The sequence below is a fragment of the Paludibacterium yongneupense DSM 18731 genome (assembly GCF_000422925.1).
Taxonomy (GTDB): Bacteria; Pseudomonadota; Gammaproteobacteria; order Burkholderiales; family Chromobacteriaceae; genus Paludibacterium; species Paludibacterium yongneupense.
The window spans coordinates 1-21345 of the sequence record NZ_KE383959.1 but is presented as its reverse complement, the minus strand read 5'-3'; the positions used below and the strand labels follow the sequence as shown (position 1 = coordinate 21345).

The 21345-nt window shown below is 61.2% G+C and carries 17 protein-coding genes and 3 tRNA genes; 16 read left to right on the top strand and 4 right to left on the bottom strand.

Annotated features, from left to right (window positions below):
• The first annotated feature begins 101 nt into the window (after positions 1–101).
• The 12 genes from ndk (at position 102) to G520_RS0118000 (ending at position 13006) form a co-directional block, all read left to right on the top strand.
• Positions 102–527, top strand: coding sequence for a nucleoside-diphosphate kinase (ndk, locus tag G520_RS0118055; RefSeq protein WP_028536884.1), 426 nt, complete (start codon positions 102–104; stop codon positions 525–527).
• A gap of 49 nt (positions 528–576) precedes the next feature.
• Positions 577–1671: a dual-specificity RNA methyltransferase RlmN gene (gene rlmN / locus G520_RS0118050; RefSeq protein ID WP_028536883.1), complete on the top strand. Its 1095-nt coding sequence runs from the start codon at positions 577–579 to the stop codon at positions 1669–1671.
• 256 nt (positions 1672–1927) lie between these two features.
• Positions 1928–2884: a helix-turn-helix domain-containing protein gene (locus tag G520_RS0118045; RefSeq protein WP_051229506.1), complete on the top strand. Its 957-nt coding sequence runs from the start codon at positions 1928–1930 to the stop codon at positions 2882–2884.
• Between the two features lie 9 nt (positions 2885–2893).
• The gene (gene ispG / locus G520_RS0118040) at positions 2894–4168 is read left to right on the top strand and encodes a flavodoxin-dependent (E)-4-hydroxy-3-methylbut-2-enyl-diphosphate synthase (RefSeq protein WP_028536881.1); all 1275 of its coding nucleotides are present in this window, start codon (positions 2894–2896) and stop codon (positions 4166–4168) included.
• 39 nt (positions 4169–4207) lie between these two features.
• The gene (hisS, locus tag G520_RS0118035; RefSeq protein ID WP_028536880.1) at positions 4208–5479 is read left to right on the top strand and encodes a histidine--tRNA ligase; all 1272 of its coding nucleotides are present in this window, start codon (positions 4208–4210) and stop codon (positions 5477–5479) included.
• 14 nt (positions 5480–5493) lie between these two features.
• Complete coding sequence (locus tag G520_RS0118030) at positions 5494–6120, top strand: YfgM family protein (RefSeq protein ID WP_028536879.1); 627 nt, start codon at positions 5494–5496, stop codon at positions 6118–6120.
• A gap of 3 nt (positions 6121–6123) precedes the next feature.
• Positions 6124–7266 (top strand): outer membrane protein assembly factor BamB, encoded by a 1143-nt coding sequence (bamB, locus tag G520_RS25115; protein WP_028536878.1) that lies wholly within the window; start codon positions 6124–6126, stop codon positions 7264–7266.
• Positions 7267–7278: 12 nt separating this feature from the next.
• Entirely contained in the window at positions 7279–8685 is a 1407-nt protein-coding gene (gene der / locus G520_RS25110) for a ribosome biogenesis GTPase Der (RefSeq protein WP_028536877.1), read from the top strand.
• A gap of 91 nt (positions 8686–8776) precedes the next feature.
• Positions 8777–9037: an RNA chaperone Hfq gene (gene hfq, locus G520_RS0118015; protein ID WP_028536876.1), complete on the top strand. Its 261-nt coding sequence runs from the start codon at positions 8777–8779 to the stop codon at positions 9035–9037.
• 84 nt (positions 9038–9121) lie between these two features.
• Positions 9122–10249, top strand: a complete 1128-nt coding sequence (hflX, locus tag G520_RS0118010) for a ribosome rescue GTPase HflX (protein WP_028536875.1) — start codon at positions 9122–9124, stop codon at positions 10247–10249.
• A gap of 278 nt (positions 10250–10527) precedes the next feature.
• The gene (locus G520_RS0118005; RefSeq protein WP_028536874.1) at positions 10528–11679 is read left to right on the top strand and encodes an ATP phosphoribosyltransferase regulatory subunit; all 1152 of its coding nucleotides are present in this window, start codon (positions 10528–10530) and stop codon (positions 11677–11679) included.
• 34 nt (positions 11680–11713) lie between these two features.
• Positions 11714–13006 carry an adenylosuccinate synthase gene (locus G520_RS0118000; RefSeq protein WP_028536873.1) on the top strand — a complete coding sequence of 431 codons (1293 nt, stop codon included), beginning with the start codon at positions 11714–11716 and terminating at the stop codon, positions 13004–13006.
• Positions 13007–13195: 189 nt separating this feature from the next.
• Here G520_RS0118000 and G520_RS0117995 read toward each other — a convergent pair.
• Positions 13196–13282: transfer RNA gene (locus G520_RS0117995), tRNA-Leu, on the bottom strand.
• A gap of 145 nt (positions 13283–13427) precedes the next feature.
• Between G520_RS0117995 and pncB the strand changes: the two genes are divergently transcribed.
• Genes pncB through G520_RS0117980 form a run of 3 tightly spaced genes read left to right on the top strand, consistent with a single transcriptional unit; the run spans position 13428 to position 16582 of the window.
• Positions 13428–14630, top strand: coding sequence for a nicotinate phosphoribosyltransferase (pncB, locus tag G520_RS0117990; RefSeq protein ID WP_028536872.1), 1203 nt, complete (start codon positions 13428–13430; stop codon positions 14628–14630).
• 10 nt (positions 14631–14640) lie between these two features.
• Positions 14641–16068, top strand: coding sequence for an MFS transporter (locus tag G520_RS0117985; RefSeq protein ID WP_036666522.1), 1428 nt, complete (start codon positions 14641–14643; stop codon positions 16066–16068).
• Between the two features lie 55 nt (positions 16069–16123).
• Positions 16124–16582, top strand: a complete 459-nt coding sequence (locus G520_RS0117980; protein ID WP_028536870.1) for a DUF3237 domain-containing protein — start codon at positions 16124–16126, stop codon at positions 16580–16582.
• Here the strand turns inward: G520_RS0117980 and G520_RS0117975 are convergent.
• From G520_RS0117975 to G520_RS0117965, 3 genes are all read right to left on the bottom strand, one after another.
• A complete protein-coding gene (locus tag G520_RS0117975; RefSeq protein WP_028536869.1) occupies positions 16579–18657 on the bottom strand; it encodes a phosphocholine-specific phospholipase C in 2079 nt (692 codons plus the stop codon). The genes G520_RS0117980 and G520_RS0117975 overlap by 4 nt on opposite strands.
• Before the next feature lie 130 nt (positions 18658–18787).
• Positions 18788–18874, bottom strand: a tRNA-Leu gene (locus tag G520_RS0117970).
• Positions 18875–18919: 45 nt separating this feature from the next.
• Positions 18920–19006 (bottom strand) — tRNA-Leu (locus G520_RS0117965).
• Positions 19007–19077: 71 nt separating this feature from the next.
• On the opposite strand from G520_RS0117965, the gene rnr reads away from it, so the two are divergent.
• A partial coding sequence (gene rnr, locus G520_RS0117960) for a ribonuclease R (RefSeq protein WP_428829243.1) occupies positions 19078–21345 on the top strand: 2268 nt, incomplete at its 3' end.

Genomic DNA, 21345 nt, shown 5'->3' with positions numbered 1-21345 from the left:
GAAAAGGCTGGTAAAATACCGGGTTCCTCAAAATTGGGTAACCCGACTGCGCTAGATTAAACGATAGTTTAGCCAGTTGTCTTCTTGATTGGGAGATTTAAATGGCAATTGAACGTACCCTGTCCATCGTCAAGCCGGATGCCGTGCGCAAGAATGTGATCGGCAAGATTTACGATCGTTTCGAAACGGCGGGCCTGACCATCGTTGCAGCAAAAATGAAGCAACTGTCGCGTGCCGAAGCCGAAGGCTTCTACGCGGTACACAAGGACCGTCCGTTCTTCCGCGATCTGGTCGAATTCATGATTTCGGGGCCGGTGATGATTCAGGCCCTGCAGGGTGAAAATGCCATTGCCCGGAACCGCGAGCTGATGGGCGCAACCGACCCGAAAAAAGCGGACAAGGGCACCATCCGTGCCGACTTCGCCGATTCCATCGATGCGAATGCCGTGCACGGCTCGGACAGTGCAGAAAATGCCGCTGTCGAAATAGCTTATTTCTTTGCCGCGTCGGAAATTAGCGCGCGCTGAGGAAAAACGGCCGCCCGCGGGCGGCCGTTTGATGTTTGATGAGGATTGCATGAAGACCAACCTGCTCGATTTCAACCTTGACCAACTGACTGCGCACTTCGCTGCCATGGGCGAGAAGCCGTTTCGCGCGCGCCAGGTGATGCGCTGGATGCATCAGATGGGCGAAAGCGATTTCGATGCGATGACTGACATCGCCAAGAGCCTGCGTGCCAAGTTGCATCAGTGCGCGGAGGTGCGGGTGCCCGAGCTGATGACCGGCCAGGAAGCCGGCGACGGCACGCGCAAGTGGCTGCTGGATGTCGGCACCGGCAACGGTGTGGAGACGGTGTTCATTCCCGAGGACGAACGCGGGACGCTATGTGTGTCGTCGCAGGTGGGGTGCGCGCTGGAGTGCACCTTCTGTTCCACCGGGCGCCAGGGTTTCAACCGCAATTTGAGCACGGCCGAAATCATCGGTCAGCTGTGGTGGGCCAACAAGGCGATGGGCGTGACGCCCAAGAACGAGCGCGTTGTTTCCAACGTGGTGATGATGGGCATGGGCGAACCGCTGGCGAATTTCGACAATGTGGTGTCGGCGATGCAGATCATGCTTGACGACCATGCATATGGTTTGTCGCGACGACGTGTTACTCTGTCGACCTCGGGCTTGGTGCCACAGATGGACAGGCTGCGCGATGCGTGCCCGGTCGCTCTGGCCGTCAGCCTGCATGCGCCGAACGATGCGATTCGCGATCAGATCGTGCCGATCAACCGCAAATACCCGCTGGACGAATTGATGGCTGCCTGTCGCCGCTATCTGGAGAAGGCCCCGCGCGATTTCGTGACGTTCGAGTATGTGATGCTTGACGGGGTCAATGACAGGCCCGAACATGCTCGGCAATTGATTGAACGGGTGCGTGACGTGCCATGCAAGTTCAATCTGATCCCTTTCAATCCCTTTCCGGGGTCTGGGTACGAGCGTTCGAGCAATAACGCCATTCGCATCTTCCGCGAAATACTGCAGGAGGCGGGGCTGGTGGTGACCGTGCGCAAGACGCGCGGCGACGATATCGATGCCGCGTGCGGGCAGTTGGCAGGCCAGGTGCAGGACAAGACCCGGCGGCAGGAAAAATGGATTCAGATCGCGAAGGACGGTACGGCGTGAGACAATGGCCCGCGAGGGCTGGGGTTTTTGCCGCACCGGTCTTTCGAGTAGAGGGCTGAACGGACGTCGCGACCATGCCGTTCCTGACGGCGTTTTCGCCGTAGTGCGTCCGCTTCAGTTGCCTGTTTTCGGGCCGTTTTCATCGCGAACGATGAGCGGGTGGAGCAGGTATCGCGCCCGGGAGTGCAGCGTAGGACAGTCGCTGTGCTGATCGGGCATTCAGGGAAACTAACTGATGTTGAGCGGGACCTGAAGGATGGGACAACAATCCGAACAGAATAATCAGCCGGCACCGAATCCGTCGGCGGAAGAGCAACAAATCCCGGAAGCGCCGGCAGCCGTCAGCGTAGGCGCGGAATTGCGCACTGCGCGCGAAGCCGCCGGTCTGGGCCTGTCTGAAGTGGCGGACCGCCTCAAATTGTCGCTGCGCCAGCTGGAGGCCATCGAACGCGATGATTTCGACAGCTTGCCCGGCGCCACTTTTGTCCGTGGCTTCGTTCGCAACTACGCACGTTTTCTCGAACTGGACCCGGCGCCGCTGATGGCCGCACTGGAAGGGCACTTTCCGTCGGCCGTGCACGACGTCGCCAATCTTGTGCGCGACGAGCCTGTCGCCCAGCATGAGCCTGCCGCTGACAAGAGGATTCCGGCCAGTCGCTGGCTGGTTGTCGGCCTGGTGGGGGTGGTGCTGGGGGCGACGGCCATTTGGGTATTCGGCCATCGCGAAGAGGGAGGGCAGGATAGTGCTAACGGCGGCGGGCTGCCGATGACGCAAGCGCAGCCCGCCGCCTCCGAGCCCGTCGCTTCGTCCATGCCGTTGAGCTTGTCGGCTTCGGCGGCGATGGCTTCGGCGCCGGTGCTGGAGACCTCGGCGCCCGCTGTCGCGCCGCTTGCGGCCGCGGCGGCCAAACCCGCGGTCAAGCCGGTCGCCAGCCTCCCCGTCGCGACGTCGGCATCGGCTCCGCTCGCAGCCGGTCAGGCGCGCGTTACCGTCAGCACCGAAGAGGAGGCCTGGGTTTCCATCGTCGATGCCAACGGCAAGAAGCTGGTGTTCAGCAACCTGCAGCCGGGCGATGCCCGCGATGCAAGCGGTACGCCCCCGTTCAAGGTTCGCCTGGGTAATGCCGAGAAGGTGACCCTGACTTTCAATGGCAAGCCGGTAAATTTTGCCGACCGTATCAAGGGTACTGTCGCCAATATTGACCTCAAGTAGGGACTGACCATGGAAAGCGTGACCAATACGCGACGCGCCACCCGGCAGGTCCGGGTCGGCCAGGTGATGGTTGGCTCCTCCGCCCCGGTCGTGGTGCAGTCGATGACCAATACCGACACGGCGGATGCGGCGGCGACTGCCGCGCAGTGCATCGAGCTGGCGGAGGCCGGCTCGGAGCTGGTGCGCATCACCGTCAATTCGCCCGAGGCTGCCGCCGCGGTCGCCGACGTGCGGCAGCGTCTGGATGACGCGGGCTGCGATGTCCCTCTGGTCGGCGACTTCCATTTCAACGGCGAGCGCCTGCTGCGCGACTACCCGACGTGCGCGGCGGCGCTGGCCAAGTACCGTATCAATCCCGGCAACGTCGGCCGCGGTGCGAGCGGGGACGACAAGTTCGCTTTCATGATCCGCACGGCCGTCGAGTACGACAAGCCGGTGCGCATCGGTGTCAACTGGGGCAGTCTCGACCCGGCGCTGGCGACACGGATGATGGATGCCAATGTCCGTTCCGCGGCGCCCCAGTCGCCGGACGCCGTGATGCGCGAGGCCCTGATCGTGTCCGCGCTGGAAAGCGCGGACAAGGCTATCGAGCTTGGCCTGGCGCCGGACAAGATCATCCTGTCGTGCAAGGTCAGCCATGTGCAGGATCTGATCAACGTCTACCGTGATCTTGGCCGGCGCTGCGATTTTCCTTTGCATCTGGGTTTGACCGAAGCCGGAATGGGCTCCAAGGGTATCGTCGCTTCCAGCGCCGCGCTCGGCGTGCTGCTGCAGGAAGGGATCGGCGACACCATTCGTATTTCGTTGACGCCGGCTCCGGGCGAGTCGCGTACGCGCGAAGTGATCGTGGCGCAGGAAATCCTGCAGACAATGGGCTTGCGGTCGTTCACCCCGCTGGTGACGGCTTGCCCCGGCTGCGGGCGCACCACCAGCACCGTCTTCCAGGAGCTGGCGGAGAGCATCCAGACCTATCTGCGCGAGCAGATGCCGATCTGGCGCTTGCAGTATCCCGGGGTCGAGGATCTCAAGGTGGCGGTCATGGGCTGTGTCGTCAACGGCCCGGGCGAGTCGAAGCTGGCCGATATCGGAATTTCCCTGCCGGGGACCGGCGAGGTGCCGGTCGCGCCGGTCTATATCGACGGGCGCAAGGATGTGACCCTGAAGGGGGATGGCATCGCCGAAGCTTTCAAAGAGCTGGTCGCCACCTATGTGCAGACGCGTTACGCGCCTGGCGGCGTCAAGCGGCGCGAGGCGATGAAGACGATTCCGATCCGTCCCCTGTGAGGGGCGGATGCCGAATATGAAGACTGAATAGATAGAGCGATGGCACAAAAAATACAGGCGGTTCGCGGCATGAACGATGTCCTGCCGGCCGAATCGTACCAGTGGGAATATTTCGAATCGGTGATGCGCGGTTTGCTGGCCGATTATGGCTACCAGAATATCCGTACCCCCATCGTCGAGCAGACGCCGTTGTTCGTGCGTTCCATCGGCGAAGTCACCGATATTGTCGAGAAGGAAATGTATTCCTTCACCGACAGCCTCAATGGCGAGAGCCTGACGCTTCGCCCGGAAGGCACTGCCGGCACCTTGCGGGCGGCGGTCGAGCACAATTTGCTCTATAACGCGACCCAGCGCTTGTGGTACCAGGGGGCGATGTTCCGGCACGAGCGCCCGCAGAAAGGGCGCTATCGCCAGTTTCACCAGTTCGGCGTCGAGGCGCTGGGCTTTGCCGGCCCCGATATCGATGCCGAGCTGATTGCATTGACCGCCGATCTTTGGCGTCGGCTCGGGCTTGCCGACAGCGTCGAATTGCAGATCAACACGCTGGGCAACCGGGAGGAGCGTGCCGCGCATCGAGTGGCGCTGATCGCCTATCTGGAAGGTTTCCAGTCCATTCTGGACGAAGATGGCAAGCGCCGTCTGTACAGCAATCCTCTGCGCGTGCTGGACACCAAGAACCCGGCCCTGCAGGAAATGTGCGATGCGGCGCCGCGCTTGCTCGACTATCTGGGCTCCGAGTCGCGAGCGCAATACGAAGGCTGGAAGGCGATGATCGCCGCTCTGGGGATTCCTTTCCGCGAGAATCCGCGGCTGGTGCGCGGTCTTGATTATTACAACCATTCGGTGTTCGAGTGGGTGACGACCGAATTGGGCGCGCAAGGTACCGTGTGCGCAGGCGGGCGTTACGATGGACTGACCGAGCAGCTCGGGGGCAAGCCGGCCCCGGGCATCGGCTTCGGCATGGGCATAGAGCGCGTGCTATTGCTGTTGCAGGACAAGCAGCTGCTGCCGGCGGCGCCCGCGCCCGATGTTTATCTGGTGCAGCAGGGCGAAGGCGCGCCGGTCTATGCGCTGACGCTCGCGCAGGCTCTGCGCCGTGCGGGCCTGTCGGTGTTGCAGCATTGCGGCGACGGCAGCTTCAAGTCGCAAATGAAAAAGGCCGATGCCTGCGGTGCCGCCTTCGCGGTCATCGTCGGCGAAAACGAAGTGTCCGCGGCGACGGCGATTGTCAAATCGTTGCGTAGCGAGGCAGAACAACAGACCGTCGCGGTCGCGGGCGTGGCAGATGCCATTGCCGCATTGAAAGTTTGACGAGGGGGAGCGCAATGGCGTTCGATTTGCAGGAGCAGGAACAGATTGACTCGCTGCGTGCCTTTTGGCACCAGTGGGGTAAGTGGATCGCCGCCGCTGTCGGCGCGCTGGCGTTGGGTTACCTGGCTTACAAGGGGTACGGATTGTACCGGCAATCGCAGGCCGACCGTGCGGCGGTTGTCTACGCGCAGGTCGAGACGGCCGTACAGTCGGGCGATATGGCCGCGATCAAGCGCGGCGTGGCCGAAATCGAGACCGGCTATGCCGATACCGGCCATGCCAGCCGCGCTGCCTTGCTGGCAGCCAAGGTCGCTTTCGACAAGGGCGATAATGCGTTTGCCCGCCAGCAGCTTGGCTGGGTGGTAAAAAATGGCAAGGAGCCGCTGGTGGCGCTCGCCCACTTGCGCCTGGCCAGTGTATTGTTGGACGCCAAGGATTTTCCTGCGGCTCTGGCCGAATTGAATGCGGCGCATCCTGCCGAATTCGACTCCCCGTTCTTCGATCTCAAGGGCGACGTCGCCGTTGCCCGGAACGATGACGCGGCGGCCCGCGATGCCTATAAGGCCGCGCTGGCCAAGCTTGCAGGCGATTCGCCCGAGCGCCAGTATATCCAGACCAAACTCGATGCCTTGGGAGGCTGATTGATGCGCCGCCGTCTGTTGCTTACCGTAGTTCTGTCCACCTCGCTGCTGGCCGGTTGTGCCAGTTGGTTTGAATCGTCGACGCGTCAGGCGGCTACTCCGCTCAAGCCTGTGCACGAACTGCAGGCCATGAAGGTGAAGTGGTCCGTTTCGGTAGGGCAGACGCCCAGCGACAGCTTTGTTCCGGTCTATGACCGCGGCAATGTGATCGCGACCAGCGCCGCGGGCGTCGTTCTGACCATCGACTCCCTGACCGGTCGCGTGGTGTCGAAATCCGACACTGGCCGCATGCTGTCCGCCAGCGTGACGGTCAATGACGATCTCATGTTCGCCGTCACCCGGGACGGGCATCTGCTGGCGATCGATCGCGCGAGCGGCAAAACGCGCTGGGATCAGGCCCTGACCAGTGTCGCGCTGGAACCGGCTCAAGCCGGCTCCAAGGTTGTCATCGTCCGCAGCAGCGATGGCCGGGTCACCGGTTTTGCCCTGGCGGACGGCAAGCAGCTGTGGTCGCAGACCCATGTGTTGCCGGCCCTGACCGTGCGCGACACCGGGTCGATGGCCCTGGTCGGTTCCGATGTCGCCCTGATCGGTCAAGCCGCGGGCAAGGTGTCGGTACTCGGGCAGGATGCCGGCAATATCGCCTGGGAAGCCGCGGTGTCCACGCCCAAGGGCGCGACCGAACTCGAGCGTATAACCGATGTGGTGAGCCGCCCGGTATTCGATAACGGCCAGATCTGCGCCGTCGCGTATCAGGGGCGTGTCGCCTGCTTTGACGCGCATAACGGCCAGTTGCAATGGGGCCGTGAAATTTCATCCAGCCGCGGGATCGCGCTGGACGCGCAACATGTGTATGTCACTGACGAAAATGGCTCGATTCTGAGCTACGATCGCAATACCGGTCGCAATGTCTGGAAGCAAGACGACATCAAATATCGTAACGTATCCGGTCCTGCAATGCTCGGACGCTATATATTGGTAACTGATAGCGCAGGCTATGCGCATCTGTTGTCCAATGAAAATGGCAGTCTGGTGGGGCGTATCCGCCTCGGCACGAGCGGGCAGACCGGACAACCCGTGTCTTTAGGCGACTCGGCCCTGATTCAGGGGCTCGACGGTCGCCTGGTGATGCTGTCACTGGGATAAAAGCAGTCTCTGATGAAACCAACTGTAGCTTTGGTCGGCCGGCCTAATGTCGGCAAATCGACCCTCTTCAACCGGCTGACACGCAGCCGCGACGCCCTGGTTGCCGATCAGCCGGGGTTGACGCGCGACCGTCACTATGGCCACGGCCGGGTCGGCGAAAAACCCTATCTCGTCATCGATACCGGGGGGTTCGAGCCGGTCGTGGACGAGGGCATTCTGTTCGAAATGGCCAAGCAGACCCTGCAGGCCGTCGATGAGGCCGATGTCGTCGTCTTCCTGGTGGATGGTCGTACCGGGGTTACGCCGCAGGACAAGATCATCGCCAATCGCCTGCGCCAGCAGGGACGTCCGGTCTTTCTGGTGGTGAACAAGGCCGAAGGCTTGAGTCACGCGATGGCCGGGGCCGAGTTCCACGAACTCGCCTTGGGCGAGCCGCTGGCGATTTCGGCCTCGCACGGTGACGGCGTACGCGAACTGATGGAACTGGTGCTGGAAGAGTTCCCCGATGCCGAAGAAGAAGAAAGCGCGCGTCATCCCAAGTTTGCCGTGATCGGGCGCCCCAATGTCGGCAAGTCGACGCTGGTCAATGCGATTCTCGGTGAGGATCGCGTTATCGCCTTCGACCATCCGGGGACGACACGCGATAGTATCTATATTGATTTTGAGCGCGAAGACCGCACTTATACCATTATCGACACGGCAGGCGTTCGCCGTCGAGGCAAGGTCAGCGAGACGATCGAGAAATTTTCGGTGATCAAGACCATGACCGCGATCGAAGACGCCAACGTGGCCGTGCTGGTGCTGGACGCCCAGCTCGATATTTCCGAGCAGGACGCCACCATCGCCGGGTTTGCGCTGGAGGCCGGGCGCGCACTGGTTATCGCCGTCAATAAATGGGACAACCTGCGGCCCGATGCGCGGGAAAAAGTAAAGCAGGAAATCGCGCGCAAGTTGAGCTTTCTGGATTTCGCCAAATTCCACTTTATTTCGGCCAAGGAAGGCCGTGGCATAGCGGATTTGTTCAAGTCCATCGACGAAGCCTACGAAGCGGCGATGTGCAAGCTGGCCACTCCGAAGCTGACCCGTGTGCTGAAGGTGGCCGTCGAGCGGCAGGCTCCGCCGCGAGTCGGTCCGGTACGCCCGAAGATGCGTTACGCCCACCAGGGCGGTATGAATCCGCCGATTATCGTCGTGCACGGCAATGCGCTGGATAATGTGCCTGACAGCTATACCCGTTACCTCGAGCATACTTTTCGCAAGGTATTCAAGTTACAAGGGACGCCGTTGCGCGTGCAATACAAGACCGGCGAAAATCCTTACGATACCGAAAAGGACAGGCAGAAACCCAAGGCCATGCCCCGTTTCAAGGGCAAGCTGAAGGATAAAGAGCCTCGCTATGGCAAGAGCGGTAAAAAATAGTACAGTGGTATGATATGTGCTAAAACATAAGGTGCGAAGCCGGGCCTGGTCGTCGACCTATTACAACAATCACCGATTCGGAGAATAACGAATGAGCTCTAAAGGGCAAATGTTACAAGACCCGTTCCTGAACGCCTTGCGCAAGGAGCATGTACCGGTTTCCATTTATCTGGTCAATGGCATCAAATTGCAGGGACAGATTGAGTCCTTCGACCAGTACGTCGTTCTGTTGAAGAACACTGTGACGCAAATGGTGTACAAGCACGCGATCTCCACGGTCGTTCCCGCCCGCCCGGTCACGATTCCGCACGAGCATTACACGGGTCAGAAGTCGGAGCAGCCTGAAGGCTGATCCCGCTGCAGGTATGGCTTGGCCGATGCAACGCACCCTCGGGTGGCGTTGCTCGGCTTTTTTCTTGTTTACAGGGTGTACAACGTGTTCGATCGTCCGGAAGTAGGGGACAAGGCGGTGCTGGTCTGCCTTGACTTCGGTGACAGTGATTTTCGCGAGAGTGTGCTGGAATGCACCGAGCTGGTGACCAGCGCGGCCGTAGAAGTGTGCGCGACCGTCGAGGCGCGGCGGCAGCGTCCCGATGCGGCCTTGTTCGCGGGCAAGGGCAAGGTCGACGAAATCGGTGCCGTGGTGCGCGCGTGCGAAGCCAATGTGGTGATCTTCAATCATCAACTGTCGCCAGCGCAAGAGCGTAATCTGGAACGTGCCTTACAGTGCCGCGTGGTCGATCGGACCAGCCTGATTCTCGACATTTTTGCACAGCGGGCGCGCAGCCATGAAGGCAAGCTGCAGGTGGAACTGGCCCAGTTGTCGCATCTGGCGACCCGGCTGGTGCGCGGCTGGACTCACCTGGAACGGCAAAAGGGCGGTATAGGGTTGCGCGGTCCGGGCGAGACGCAGCTGGAGACCGATCGCCGCCTGCTGGGCAAGCGCGTCAAATTGCTCAAGGACCGTCTCGCGCATGTACAGCGTCAGCGAAGCACCCAGCGTCGCGGCCGGGACCGTTCGGGCATCGCGTCCCTGTCCATTGTCGGTTATACCAATGCCGGCAAGTCGACGCTGTTCAACAGCTTGACCAAGGCGCGGGCCTATGCGGCGGACCAGTTGTTTGCAACGCTGGATACGACCAGCCGGCGTTTGTATATCAACGAGCAACTGTCCATCGTCGTGTCTGATACCGTTGGTTTCATCCGCAATCTGCCGCACAGCCTGGTCGCGGCATTCCGCGCGACGCTGGAGGAAACCGTGGAGGCCGATATGCTACTGCATGTGGTCGATTGCGCGAGTCCGATGCGCGAGATGCAGATCGAAGAGGTCAACAAGGTGCTGGCCGAAATCGGCGCCGACGGGACTCCGCAATTGATCGTGTGGAACAAGTGCGATTTGAATGGCCTCGACCCGGAAATCATCCGCGATGATGAGGGCGTAGCGCAAGCCGTGCGTGTGTCTGCGCTGACGGGGACCGGCCTGGACTTGCTGCGCGATGTCCTCGTCGAGCGTCTGGCTCCAAGCCCCGCCGCGAGCCCTGAAGCGTGGTCGGTGTTGCCGTAATGCGACAGCATTTGGCCGGACAGGGGCGCTTCTCGCGCGCAGCGCGCGGGCAGCAGTCAAGCACGCGGCCAGGAATTGGCGTACAATTAGAAAAGTCTTCCGTAGCCGAGCGCTGAGCTCGGCTTTTTTCCGGATCGGACCAGACTTTCCGCTTAATCCGGCGCCCGGGCGCCGCGAGCGACAATCTGCGAAATTCACTGCTGGCCGGCTTTGTTCCGGCCAGTTTGCCGACATCAAGGCGGGTACCCACCCGCCTTTTATTCTGTTACTGATCGATTATGCGCAATTGGCTGTTACCCGAACATATTGCCGACATCCTGCCTGCGACCGCACGGCAGGTGGAATCGGCCAAGTCGGCCATGCTCGACGTGTTTCGCACCGCTGGCTACGAGTTGGTTCTCCCCCCTCTGATCGAGTACATGGATTCGCTCGTTTCCGACGGCGATGCGGCACTGGCGCTCAAGACGTTCCGGCTGGACGACCAATTGTCCGGTCAGCAGTTGGGGCTGCGTGCCGATATTTCGCCGCAAGTAGCGCGTATCGATGCCCACTTGCTGGCTGAGCGCACCGGAGTGACCCGCTTGTGTTATTCAGGCAGCGTCGTGCATACACGGCCCGATGGGCAGACCAGCTCGCGCGAACCCTTGCAGGTCGGCGCCGAGTTGTACGGTTTCGCCGGCATCGAGGCCGACCTGGAGATCATTGAACTGATGCTGTCGACCCTGGAGCTGGTTGGGGTCGAAAAGCTGCGTCTTGACGTCGGCAATGTCGCCATCTTCCGCGGCCTGGCATCTGCCGCCGGCCTGCGCCCCGAACTCAGTCAGGCGCTGTTTGTGGCGCTCAAATCCAAGGACGCCGCTTCCGTCGCGTCGCTGGTCGGCGATGTGGCCGAACCGTATCGCAGTGCTTTCCTGGCCCTGCCCGAGCTGTACGGCCCTGCCAGCGTGCTGGAACGCGCACGCAAGCGCTTGCCGTCGATTCCCGAAGTCGATCTCGGACTGATGCAACTGGCGGCCATCGCCACCGCACTGGAAGGGCGAGTCGAGCTGAGTTTCGATCTGACCGAACTGCGGGGCGCGTTTTACCATACCGGCCTGTTGTTCGCCGCCTATGCTCCTGGCTGGTCGGGCGAATTGGCGCGCGGCGGCCGCTATGACAATATCGGGCGCCGCTTCGGCCGCGCCCGTCCGGCTACCGGTTTCAGCCTCGACTTGCGCGACCTGATCCGGGTTTTGCCGCAGCGCGATTCGGCGCGCGGTATTTGTGTCGCCTCCAAGATCGCCCGCGCGGCGGCGCAGACTATCGCCGAACTGCGCGCGGCCGGCAATGTCGTGATTATCGATTACCTGGGCGAATCCGCCGCCGCACTCAACTGCGACCGCCAACTGCTTGCGGTCGGTGATGCGTGGCAAGTGGTTCCGTTCAACTGATTCAGTGTCTGTCTGAGAGAAGAGGGTCTTACCAATGTCCAAGAACGTTGTCGTTATCGGTACCCAGTGGGGCGACGAAGGCAAGGGCAAAATTGTCGACTGGCTGACCGACCACGCGCGCGGCGTGGTTCGTTTTCAGGGCGGCCACAATGCCGGCCACACCCTGGTGGTGAACGGCAAGAAAACCGTTCTACGTCTGATCCCGTCCGGTATCCTGCACTGTGATATCGAATGCTTCATCGGTAACGGCGTGGTGCTGTCGCCCGAGGCTCTGCTCAAGGAGATCGACGAGCTGGAGAGCGCCGGCGTAGCCGTCGCTTCGCGGCTGAAGATTGCCGAGACCTGCACGCTGATCCTGCCTTACCACGTGGCGCTGGATCTGGCGCGCGAAGCCGCGCGCGGCGCAGGCAAGATCGGTACCACCGGTCGCGGTATCGGCCCGGCGTATGAAGACAAGGTGGCACGCCGCGCCATTCGCGTGATCGACTTGTTCGATCCGGCGGGCTTCGCAGCCAAGTTGAAAGAAAACCTTGCTTACTACAATTTCCAGCTGACCCAGTATCTGGGTGCTGAAGCCGTGGATTTCGATGCCGTTTACGCGGCAGCGATGGCTCAGGCCGAGCGGATCAAGCCTATGGTGTCGGATGTCTCGCGCACGCTGTACGAGCATAACAAGGCGGGCGTCCCGTTGTTGTTCGAAGGCGCGCAAGGCACCTTGCTTGACATCGATCACGGCACCTATCCATTCGTCACCTCGTCCAATTGCGTGGCCGGCGCGGCTGCTCCCGGGGCCGGCGTGGCGCCGCAGATGCTCAACTACGTGCTCGGTATCGTCAAGGGTTACACCACGCGAGTGGGATCGGGGCCGTTCCCGACCGAGCAGGAAAACGAAATCGGTCGGTTCCTGGCCGAGCGCGGCAACGAGTTCGGTTCCGTAACCGGCCGCCCGCGTCGTTGCGGCTGGTTCGATGCGGCCGCGCTCAAGCGCTCGATCCAGATCAATGGCGTCTCCGGTTTGTGCGTGACCAAGCTCGATGTGATGGATGGCCTGCAAGAGGTCAAGCTGTGCGTCGGCTATCGCCTGAACGGCGTCGAAATCGATATCCTGCCGTTCGGCTCGGATGCGGTCAGCGCCTGCGAGCCCATCTACGAGACCTTGCCCGGCTGGAGCGAGTCGACTTTCGGCGTCAAGCGCTATGAGGATTTGCCCGCCAATGCGCGTGCCTACCTCGAACGCATTGCTGAAGTGTGCGAAGCGCCGATCGCTATCGTTTCCACCGGCCCCGACCGCGAAGAAACCATCGTGCTGCATCACCCGTTCGAATGACCGTTGCGCGCTGCATCGAGCGGCGGCTATAAAAAAACGCGGCCGGATTTCCGGGCGCGTTTTTTTCGCTCGCCAGCCGTCGCGACCGCGCGGATGCGCGTGCGGGGAAGAAGTCTGCCGCGCAGCCTGTGCCGAACCGGCGGGCAATAAAAAAACCCCGCCGATTTGCATCGACGGGGTTTTTCGAATTGGTGCCCAGGAGAAGACTCGAACTTCCACAGTGTTGCCACCGCTAGGACCTGAACCTAGTGCGTCTACCAATTCCGCCACCTGGGCTTCGCAAACATAGTATTCTGCTGCGAGGACGCCAATATAAAAGCTTTGCCATTGCTTGTCAACACCTTTGCACCGGAACGTTTGCCGCGGCAAACACAGCGAGGGTACACTGCAGCGTTGTCGTCGCTTTCTTCTGGAGTAGCCTATGTTCGATCCTGTTGTCCGCAGCCTGCTGGAAAGCGACCTGTACAAGTTCACCATGTGGCAGGCGCTGTTGCATCAGCACCCCGGTGCCAAGGCCCAGTATGAATTTGTGTGCCGCAATACGCCCGAATTTCCGCTCGCCCTGCTCAAGGACGAAGTGGATGAGCAACTCGACCATCTGTGCTCGTTGATGTTCAGTCAGGACGAGTTGGACTATCTGCGTGGCTTGCGCTACCTGAAAAGCGATTTTGTCGATTTTCTGAATTTGTTCCGCTTTCAACGCCGTTTCATCAAGGTCGACACGGTCGGGGACACCTTGACCATCCGGGCTTGCGGTCCGCTCGTGCATGTGATGAGTTTCGAAATCTTCGTTCTTTACATCGTCAACGAGCTGTATTTCAGGCGGCTGGTGCACGGACGCGAAGATGAGGTGCTGACCGAAGGCCGTCGAAGGCTGCAAGACAAGATCGCCGTATTCCGCCGGCGGCTGCCGACGATGCTGCACGCCCATCCCTTTGCGTTCTCCGATTTCGGCCTGAGACGCCGTTTCTCCGGGCGCTGGCACGACGAGGTGGTGGAAACCCTGATGCTGGCCCTGCCGGACGAGTTCAAGGGCACCTCCAATGTATATCAAGCAAAGCATTACGGCCTGCTGCCTGTCGGGACCATGGCGCACGAGTATTTGCAGGCGCACCAGGCCTTCGGCACCCGGTTGCGCGATTTTCAGACGGCGGCGCTGCAAGGCTGGGTGCAGGAGTTCCGCGGCGATCTCGGCATTGCCCTGACCGATGTGGTCGGGATGAATGCCTTCCTGAACGATTTCGATCTCTACTTCGCCAAGCTGTTCGACGGCTTGCGGCACGACTCCGGCGACCCGCTGGTGTGGGGGGAACGGGCCATCGCACATTACCGGTCCCTGCGCATCAATCCGTTGACCAAACGCTTGGTGTTTTCCGATGGCCTGACGGTCGACGCGGCGCTCGATCTGTACGACCACTTCGCCGATCGCATCCAGACCGCTTTCGGCATCGGAACGCATCTGACCAACGATCTGGGGCCGCGGCCACTGCATATCGTCATGAAGCTGGTGAACTGCAACGATCAGCCGGTGGCCAAGCTGCCGGACAGTATCGGCAAAACCCAGTGCAGCGACGAGACCTTCCTGGCTTACTTGCGCCAGGTATTCAAATGGCGCGCCCTCTGACTTCGCATCCATGATACGTCTGCCCCGTTTGCCCCGTCTCCCGGCCTTATCGCCGACGCGGCTGATCCCGCTGATCATCGCCACGGCCCTGTTCATGGAAAACATGGATGCCACGGTGCTGTCGACATCGCTGCCCGCCATCGCTCGCGATCTGATGGAGGATCCGATCTCGCTGAAACTCGCGCTGACCTCGTATCTGGTCAGTCTGGCGGTTTTCATTCCGATCAGCGGCTGGATGGCCGACCGCTTCGGCGCCCGGACTGTGTTTCGTGCTGCGATAGGCGTGTTCATGGGGGGCTCGATTCTATGCGCCTTGTCCGGCACGCTGGGCGGCTTCGTCGCGGCCCGGTTCGTTCAGGGGATGGGCGGCGCGATGATGGTGCCGGTTGGACGGCTGGTGATTTTGCGTTCGACCCGGAAGTCTGAACTGGTGCAAGCCCTGAGCTATCTGACCATTCCTGCCCTGGTGGGGCCGGTGATCGGTCCGCCGCTCGGCGGCTTCATCAGTACTTACTGGCATTGGCGCTGGATATTCCTGATCAACCTGCCGATTGGAATACTGGGGATGATTCTGGCGACACGCCATATCCAGAATCTGCGCGAAGACGATGTGCCGCCACTCGACCACTCGGGTTTTTTGCTGACATCGATCGGGCTGACCGGGTTGATGCTCGGATTGGCGACCGCCGGCCGGCATCTGGTCTCGCCGCGCGTTTCCTGGGCGGCGGTCGTACTGGGGGTGGTGCTGGTCGCGGCTTATGCCATTCATGCGCGCCGTGCCCGTTTTCCCTTGCTCGACTTGCGCCTGTTCTCGGTCCAGACCTTCAGCGCCGGCGTGGTTGGCGGGTTCATGTTCCGTATTGGCATCGGGGCGATCCCTTTTCTGTTGCCGCTGATGCTGCAATTGGGCTTCGGGCTTTCGCCCTTCGCGTCGGGATTGCTGACCTGTGCCACGGCGATCGGGGCTATCTTCATGAAAACAGTCGCCGCCCGCATTTTGCAGCGGTACGGTTTTCGCCAGGTGCTGGTGGTGAATGCCGTCCTGGCGGCACTATCGCTCTGCGCGTTCGGCTTGTTCGACGCTTCGACGCCGCATGTGTTGATGACGGCCGTTTTCTTGTTTGGCGGCTGCATGCGTTCTCTGCAGTTCACTAGTTTGAATGCGATTGCCTATGCCGATATCGATAATCACGACATGAGTCAAGCAACCAGCCTTGCGAGCGTCATGCAACAGTTGGCCGCCGGGATGGGGGTCACTGTCGGGGCATTTGCGCTGCAAGGCGCGAGCCGTCTGGCCGGACATACGCAGATGCAAGCCATCGATTTCTCCTGGGCTTTTGTCGCCGTATCGGTGGTTGCTCTCAGTTCCGTCCTCTGGTTCATCCGGCTGCCCCGCAACTCGGGGGCCGCCCTTGCCGTCAAGCCATCGCGCGCCTGAGGCCGTAACGATTTCTCATACTCCGCGGTTTGATGCCGCGTTAATCCAGACTAACATGATGATTCCACAGCTCAGGCATGTCGCCGAACTTCACGTCGAGGTCGGCGCCCCCATCACTATCGGCGAAACGCGGGATGGAGTGCGCCGCATCATCCCGATCAACGGCGGTCGCATCCGGGGGGCCGGCTTGAATGGCATCGTCGTTCCGGGCGGCGCCGATTATCAGTTGATACGCGCGGATGGCTTTACCACGCTCGATGCGCGCTATGCGCTCAAGCTGGACGATGGCGCCTCGATTTATATCGTCAATACCGGTGTCCGTTGTGGCGAACCGGAGGTGATGGCCAGTATCACGCGCGGGGAAATCGTCGACCCGGACCGGGTCTATTTCCGGACGACGCCGTCGTTCGAGACCGAGTCCGCCGAGCACCGCTGGATGACACGGTCCCTGTTCGTCGCCAGCGGAGCGCGCTATCCCGACCGCGTCGAGCTGAATTTCTTCGTGGTCGACTAGCTCGCGATTCCGAGCGCCGGATCGCTATAGCCGCTGCGGCCTGTTTCGACGTGGCCTGCGATCCGGCGCCAGTAGTGTGCATCGCTGCTCACCGTGATGCGCACATCGTACCAACTGGCCCTGTTTTGCAGCACCAGTTGCTCGCAGCGGATTTCACCGGCTGCCAGTCTTAGCGTCCGGCTGGCGTCGCCAACGCTCTGCAGCGTGCATGTCAGCGCGCTCGCTTCCATGTTGTGGAGTTCGACTATCAGATCGCCGCTGGTGCTGGCGTCCCAGGCGCGCACTTCGAGTGCGCTGCCTGCAGGCGGCAGACGGCCGCGCATGGCGCGATAGAAGCCGTTGGGCCCATACACTTCGAAGTCGTACTCGCCTCGGGTGTAGCGCGCGGCGCTCCAGTAGTCCGACAGTCGTGCCCCCACCGTCAGTGTGTAATACCAGGGGCCATCCAGACGATTGCCGGCATTGACGGTGAGCGCGACTCCCGCGCGGCCGGTATTGATGAAGTCGAGCCAGAAGCGGCCGTCTGCGCTGTTGCAGCGCCCGTCCACCTGCAGGCGGTAGGGCAGTGCGCGCGCGGGGCGCACGCCGGCTTCCTGGGCGGTCGGACCCTGGCTGTCGGGGGGCGCGGGGGGCGGCAGCTGGCAGCCTTCGCGCGCCCTGATCCAGTCCTGCGAGGTGTCGGGTAAGCGCGCTGGCCAGTCGGGGCGCGCGGCGCCGAAATCGAAGGCCGAAGTCAGGTCGCCGGTGACCGCGCGGCGCCACTGGGAGATGTTAGGTTCGGGAACCCCAAAGCGCTTCTCCAGAAAGCGTAGCACCGAGGTGTGGTCGAACAATTGCGAGCACACCCATCCGCCACGCGACCATGGTGAGATCACCAGCATCGGAACGCGGATGCCGAGGCCGACCGGGGTGCCCAGATAGGTCTCGCCCGATGTATCGACACTGCTCAGGCCCTGGCTGCGCTCAACCGGCGGCTGGGGTGGAAGCACATGGTCGAAGAAGCCGTCGTTCTCGTCGTAGGTCAGGAGGAATACGCTGCGCGACCAGGTCTCCGGGTGTGAGGCCAGGGCAGTGAGCAGCCGCGAGCACAGATCTTCGCCGGCGGCGGGCGAGGACGATGGGTGTTCGCTCAGATGACGTGGAGCGACTATCCATGACACCTGTGGCAGACGACCGCTGGCGATGTCGGCGCCGAAGGCCTCGACCAGATAGCGCCCGTCGCTGCTGTCGGCATTGGCCCGATTGGAGCCCGGCACCCAGGCGCGTCCGCGCCGGTATAAGGACGATGCCGGGTCCAGACCGCGGAATGCGCTGAAGTGGGCGAGTGCGTTGTCGCCGTAGTTGTTGTACTCCTGATAGACCTGCCAACTGATGCCGGCCTGTTCCAGCCGTTCGGCGTAAGTGCGCCAGCCGAGGCCGGGCCACAACGGGTTATCGTTGCGCATGTCGGCCGTTTCGTTTGCGTCGTCGATGTTCCATGCCGCTTGCAGGCCGTTGGCTCCGACGCTGAGCCCGTTGGTGCCGGAAAACAGAAACAGGCGGTTGGGATCGGTCGGACCGAACAAGGAGCTGTGATAGCTGTCGCAGATGGTGAAGGCGTCGGCCAGCGCATGGTAGAACGGAAGATCGGCGCGAGTGAAGTGCCCCATCGACAGCGGCGTCTTGCGCCAGGCCCAGAAGTCGTGATGCTGCCACAGCGCACGCACTCCCTTCCAGCTGTGGTCGAGCGAGTCCATGCATTGTGCCCGGCTGACTTTTTCGTCGAGATGGAACGGGCGGACACAGTCATCGCCGTTGGCTACTCGGGGTTGGAACCATACCGCTTTGCCCGACGGCAAACGCAAGGGGTGTGGGTCGCCGAAGCCGCGCACGCCGCGCAGGGTTCCGAAGTAGTGGTCGAAGGAGCGGTTTTCCTGCATGAAAATGATAACGTGCTCGACATCGCTGATATCGCCGCGTCCGCTGGCCGGGTGTGCCAGTGCCTGGCGCAGGGCCGCGGGCAAGGCATCGAGGGAAGCGGCTGCCATGGTGCCGGCCGAGAGTTGAAGTAGCTGGCGACGGGAAGGCGAATGCATCGTGGGCGCTCCTTGTGGGCGGACGGGATGTCTACCTGCAAGTTAGCAGCCGTTGCGGCGGGCCGCGCTGGGCCTTGGGACAGGGCGGGCATAAAAAAACCCGCAAAAGCGGGTTTTTCATCGATTTGATTGGTGCCCAGGAGAAGACTCGAACTTCCACAGTGTTGCCACCGCTAGGACCTGAACCTAGTGCGTCTACCAATTCCGCCACCTGGGCCTATCAAATTTTGCTACAGCGTCATGCAATGTCTATGATGGAAGCTGGTGCCCAGGAGAAGACTCGAACTTCCACAGTGTTGCCACCGCTAGGACCTGAACCTAGTGCGTCTACCAATTCCGCCACCTGGGCATGTCGTTTGCTGTATCATCGACGACTTACAGCGCTGCAACGAAGTGCGAATTATATTCAGCTCCCAGAGGATGTCAATGCCCGCTACTCCAAAAAAAACAAAAAATCCTTCTCTCCGGCTGCAGGATCCTTATCTGGAACGGGAGAAACTCAAATATTCCAAGCCCTTGCCTAGCCGCGAGCACGTGCTCGCCATTCTGGCGCAGCAGGGGGTGCCCATGTCCCAGGACGAACTGGCGCGCGTGCTTTCCATTACGGATGAAGAACTGGGTTTCTTCACCCGCCGCCTGTCTGCGATGGAGCGCGAAGGGCAGATCATCATCAATCGCGCGGGCGCCGTGTGCGTCGCGAAAAAGCTCGATCTGGTCAAATGCCGCGTTTCCGGTCACCGGGATGGCTTTGGCTTCGCCATCCCGGAGGACGGGGAGGGCAACGACATTTTCTTGTCCGAACGCGAAATGCATAAGGTCATGCATGGCGACCGCGTGATGGTCCGCGCGACCGGAACCGATCGCCGCGGGCGGATCGAAGGCCGCATCGCGGAAGTGCTTGAGCATGCGGTCTCGAAGCTGGTTGGTCGTATCCATCTCGAACACGGGGTGTGGATGGTGACTGCCGAAGATCAGCGCATCAGCCATGAAATCCTGATCGAGTCGGGCGGCGAGAACGGCGCCAAGCAGGGGCAGGTGGTCATGGTTCAGATCGTGATGCAGCCCGACGGGTATCGCCAGCCTATCGGGCGCGTGATCGAAGTGCTTGGCAACTACGCCGACCCGGGAATGGAAATCGAAATCGCGCTGCGCAAGCATGCGCTGCCGCATGAGTTCTCGCTGGCGGCCGAGGAAGAAGCGCACGCAACGCCCAAGAAGGTGCGCAAGCTCGACAGCAAGGGGCGTGTCGATCTGCGTGAGCTACCGCTGGTAACCATCGATGGCGAAACGGCCCGTGACTTCGACGATGCCGTCTTTGCCGAAAAGCAGGGCAAGGGTTTCCGTCTGGTGGTGGCTATTGCCGACGTCAGCTTTTATGTGCAGCCAGGCAGTGCGCTTGACTCCGACGCCGTCGAGCGCGGAACGTCGGTCTATTTTCCCCGGCGCGTGATCCCGATGCTGCCCGAGGCGTTGTCCAACGGCATCTGTTCGCTCAATCCCGATGTCGACCGCCTGTGCATGGTGTGCGATATGCGCATCGGCGCCAAGGGTAAAGTCAAGGACTATAGCTTTTACCCTGCAGTCATGCGCTCGAAGGCGCGGCTCACTTATAATCAGGTTTGGGACTGGCTGCAGAAAGATGACGGCGATGCGGCATTGATGCCGCATCTGCGTACCCTGTACGATCTGTTCAAAGTCTTGCTCGGCGCGCGCGGAAAGCGCGGCGCGATAGATTTCGACACCGTCGAGACGCAGATGCTGTTCAACGATCAGGGCAAGATAGACACCATTGTGCCGGTCACCCGCAACGACGCGCACCGCATCATCGAAGAATGCATGCTGGCTGCCAATGTCTGCTCCGCGAACTTCATTCTCAAGAACAAGCACAAATGCCTGTTCCGCGTCCATGAAGGTCCGACTCCGGAACGGCTGGAAAATCTGCACAACTTCCTCAAGTTGTCCGGGCTGACTCTGGGCGGCGGCGATAAGCCGACCACCAAGGACTATGCCTTGCTGGCGGAGCAGATCAGCACCCGGCCCGATGCCCCGGTCCTGCAAACCGTGTTGCTGCGCTCGATGCAGCAAGCGGTATATACCCCGGACAACAACGGTCACTTCGGTCTGTCCTACGACGCGTACACCCACTTTACTTCGCCGATTCGGCGCTATCCGGACTTGCTGGTCCATCGCACGATCAAGGCAATCCTGGCGGGCAAGACGTATAAGCCGGGCAAGTGGTCGCAACTGGGCGAGCATTGCTCTATGACCGAGCGCCGTGCCGACGATGCCAGTCGCGATGTCGAGTCCTGGCTCAAGACCTTCTATATGCGCGACAAGATCGGGGAAGTGTTCAACGGCAAGATCAGTGCTGTCACCAGCTTCGGTGCCTTCGTCCTGCTCGATGGCGTCTATGTAGAAGGGCTGGTGCATATTTCTGAATTGGGCAAGGATTATTTCCACCTGCGCAAGGATATCCAGGCGCTGGTCGGCGAGAAGAGTGGCATACGCTACCGTCTCGGCGACAGCATGACTGTCAAGGTCGTGCGAGCCGATCTGGAAAGTGCCAAGATTGACTTCCAGATCGTTCAGCCGGACAAGACGGCGGGTATCGGAGACGAAGAGGGCGCTGCGCGGCGATCTTCGTCCCATAGTCATGACAAGCATCGCGGCGCGAAAGGCTCGTTCAAA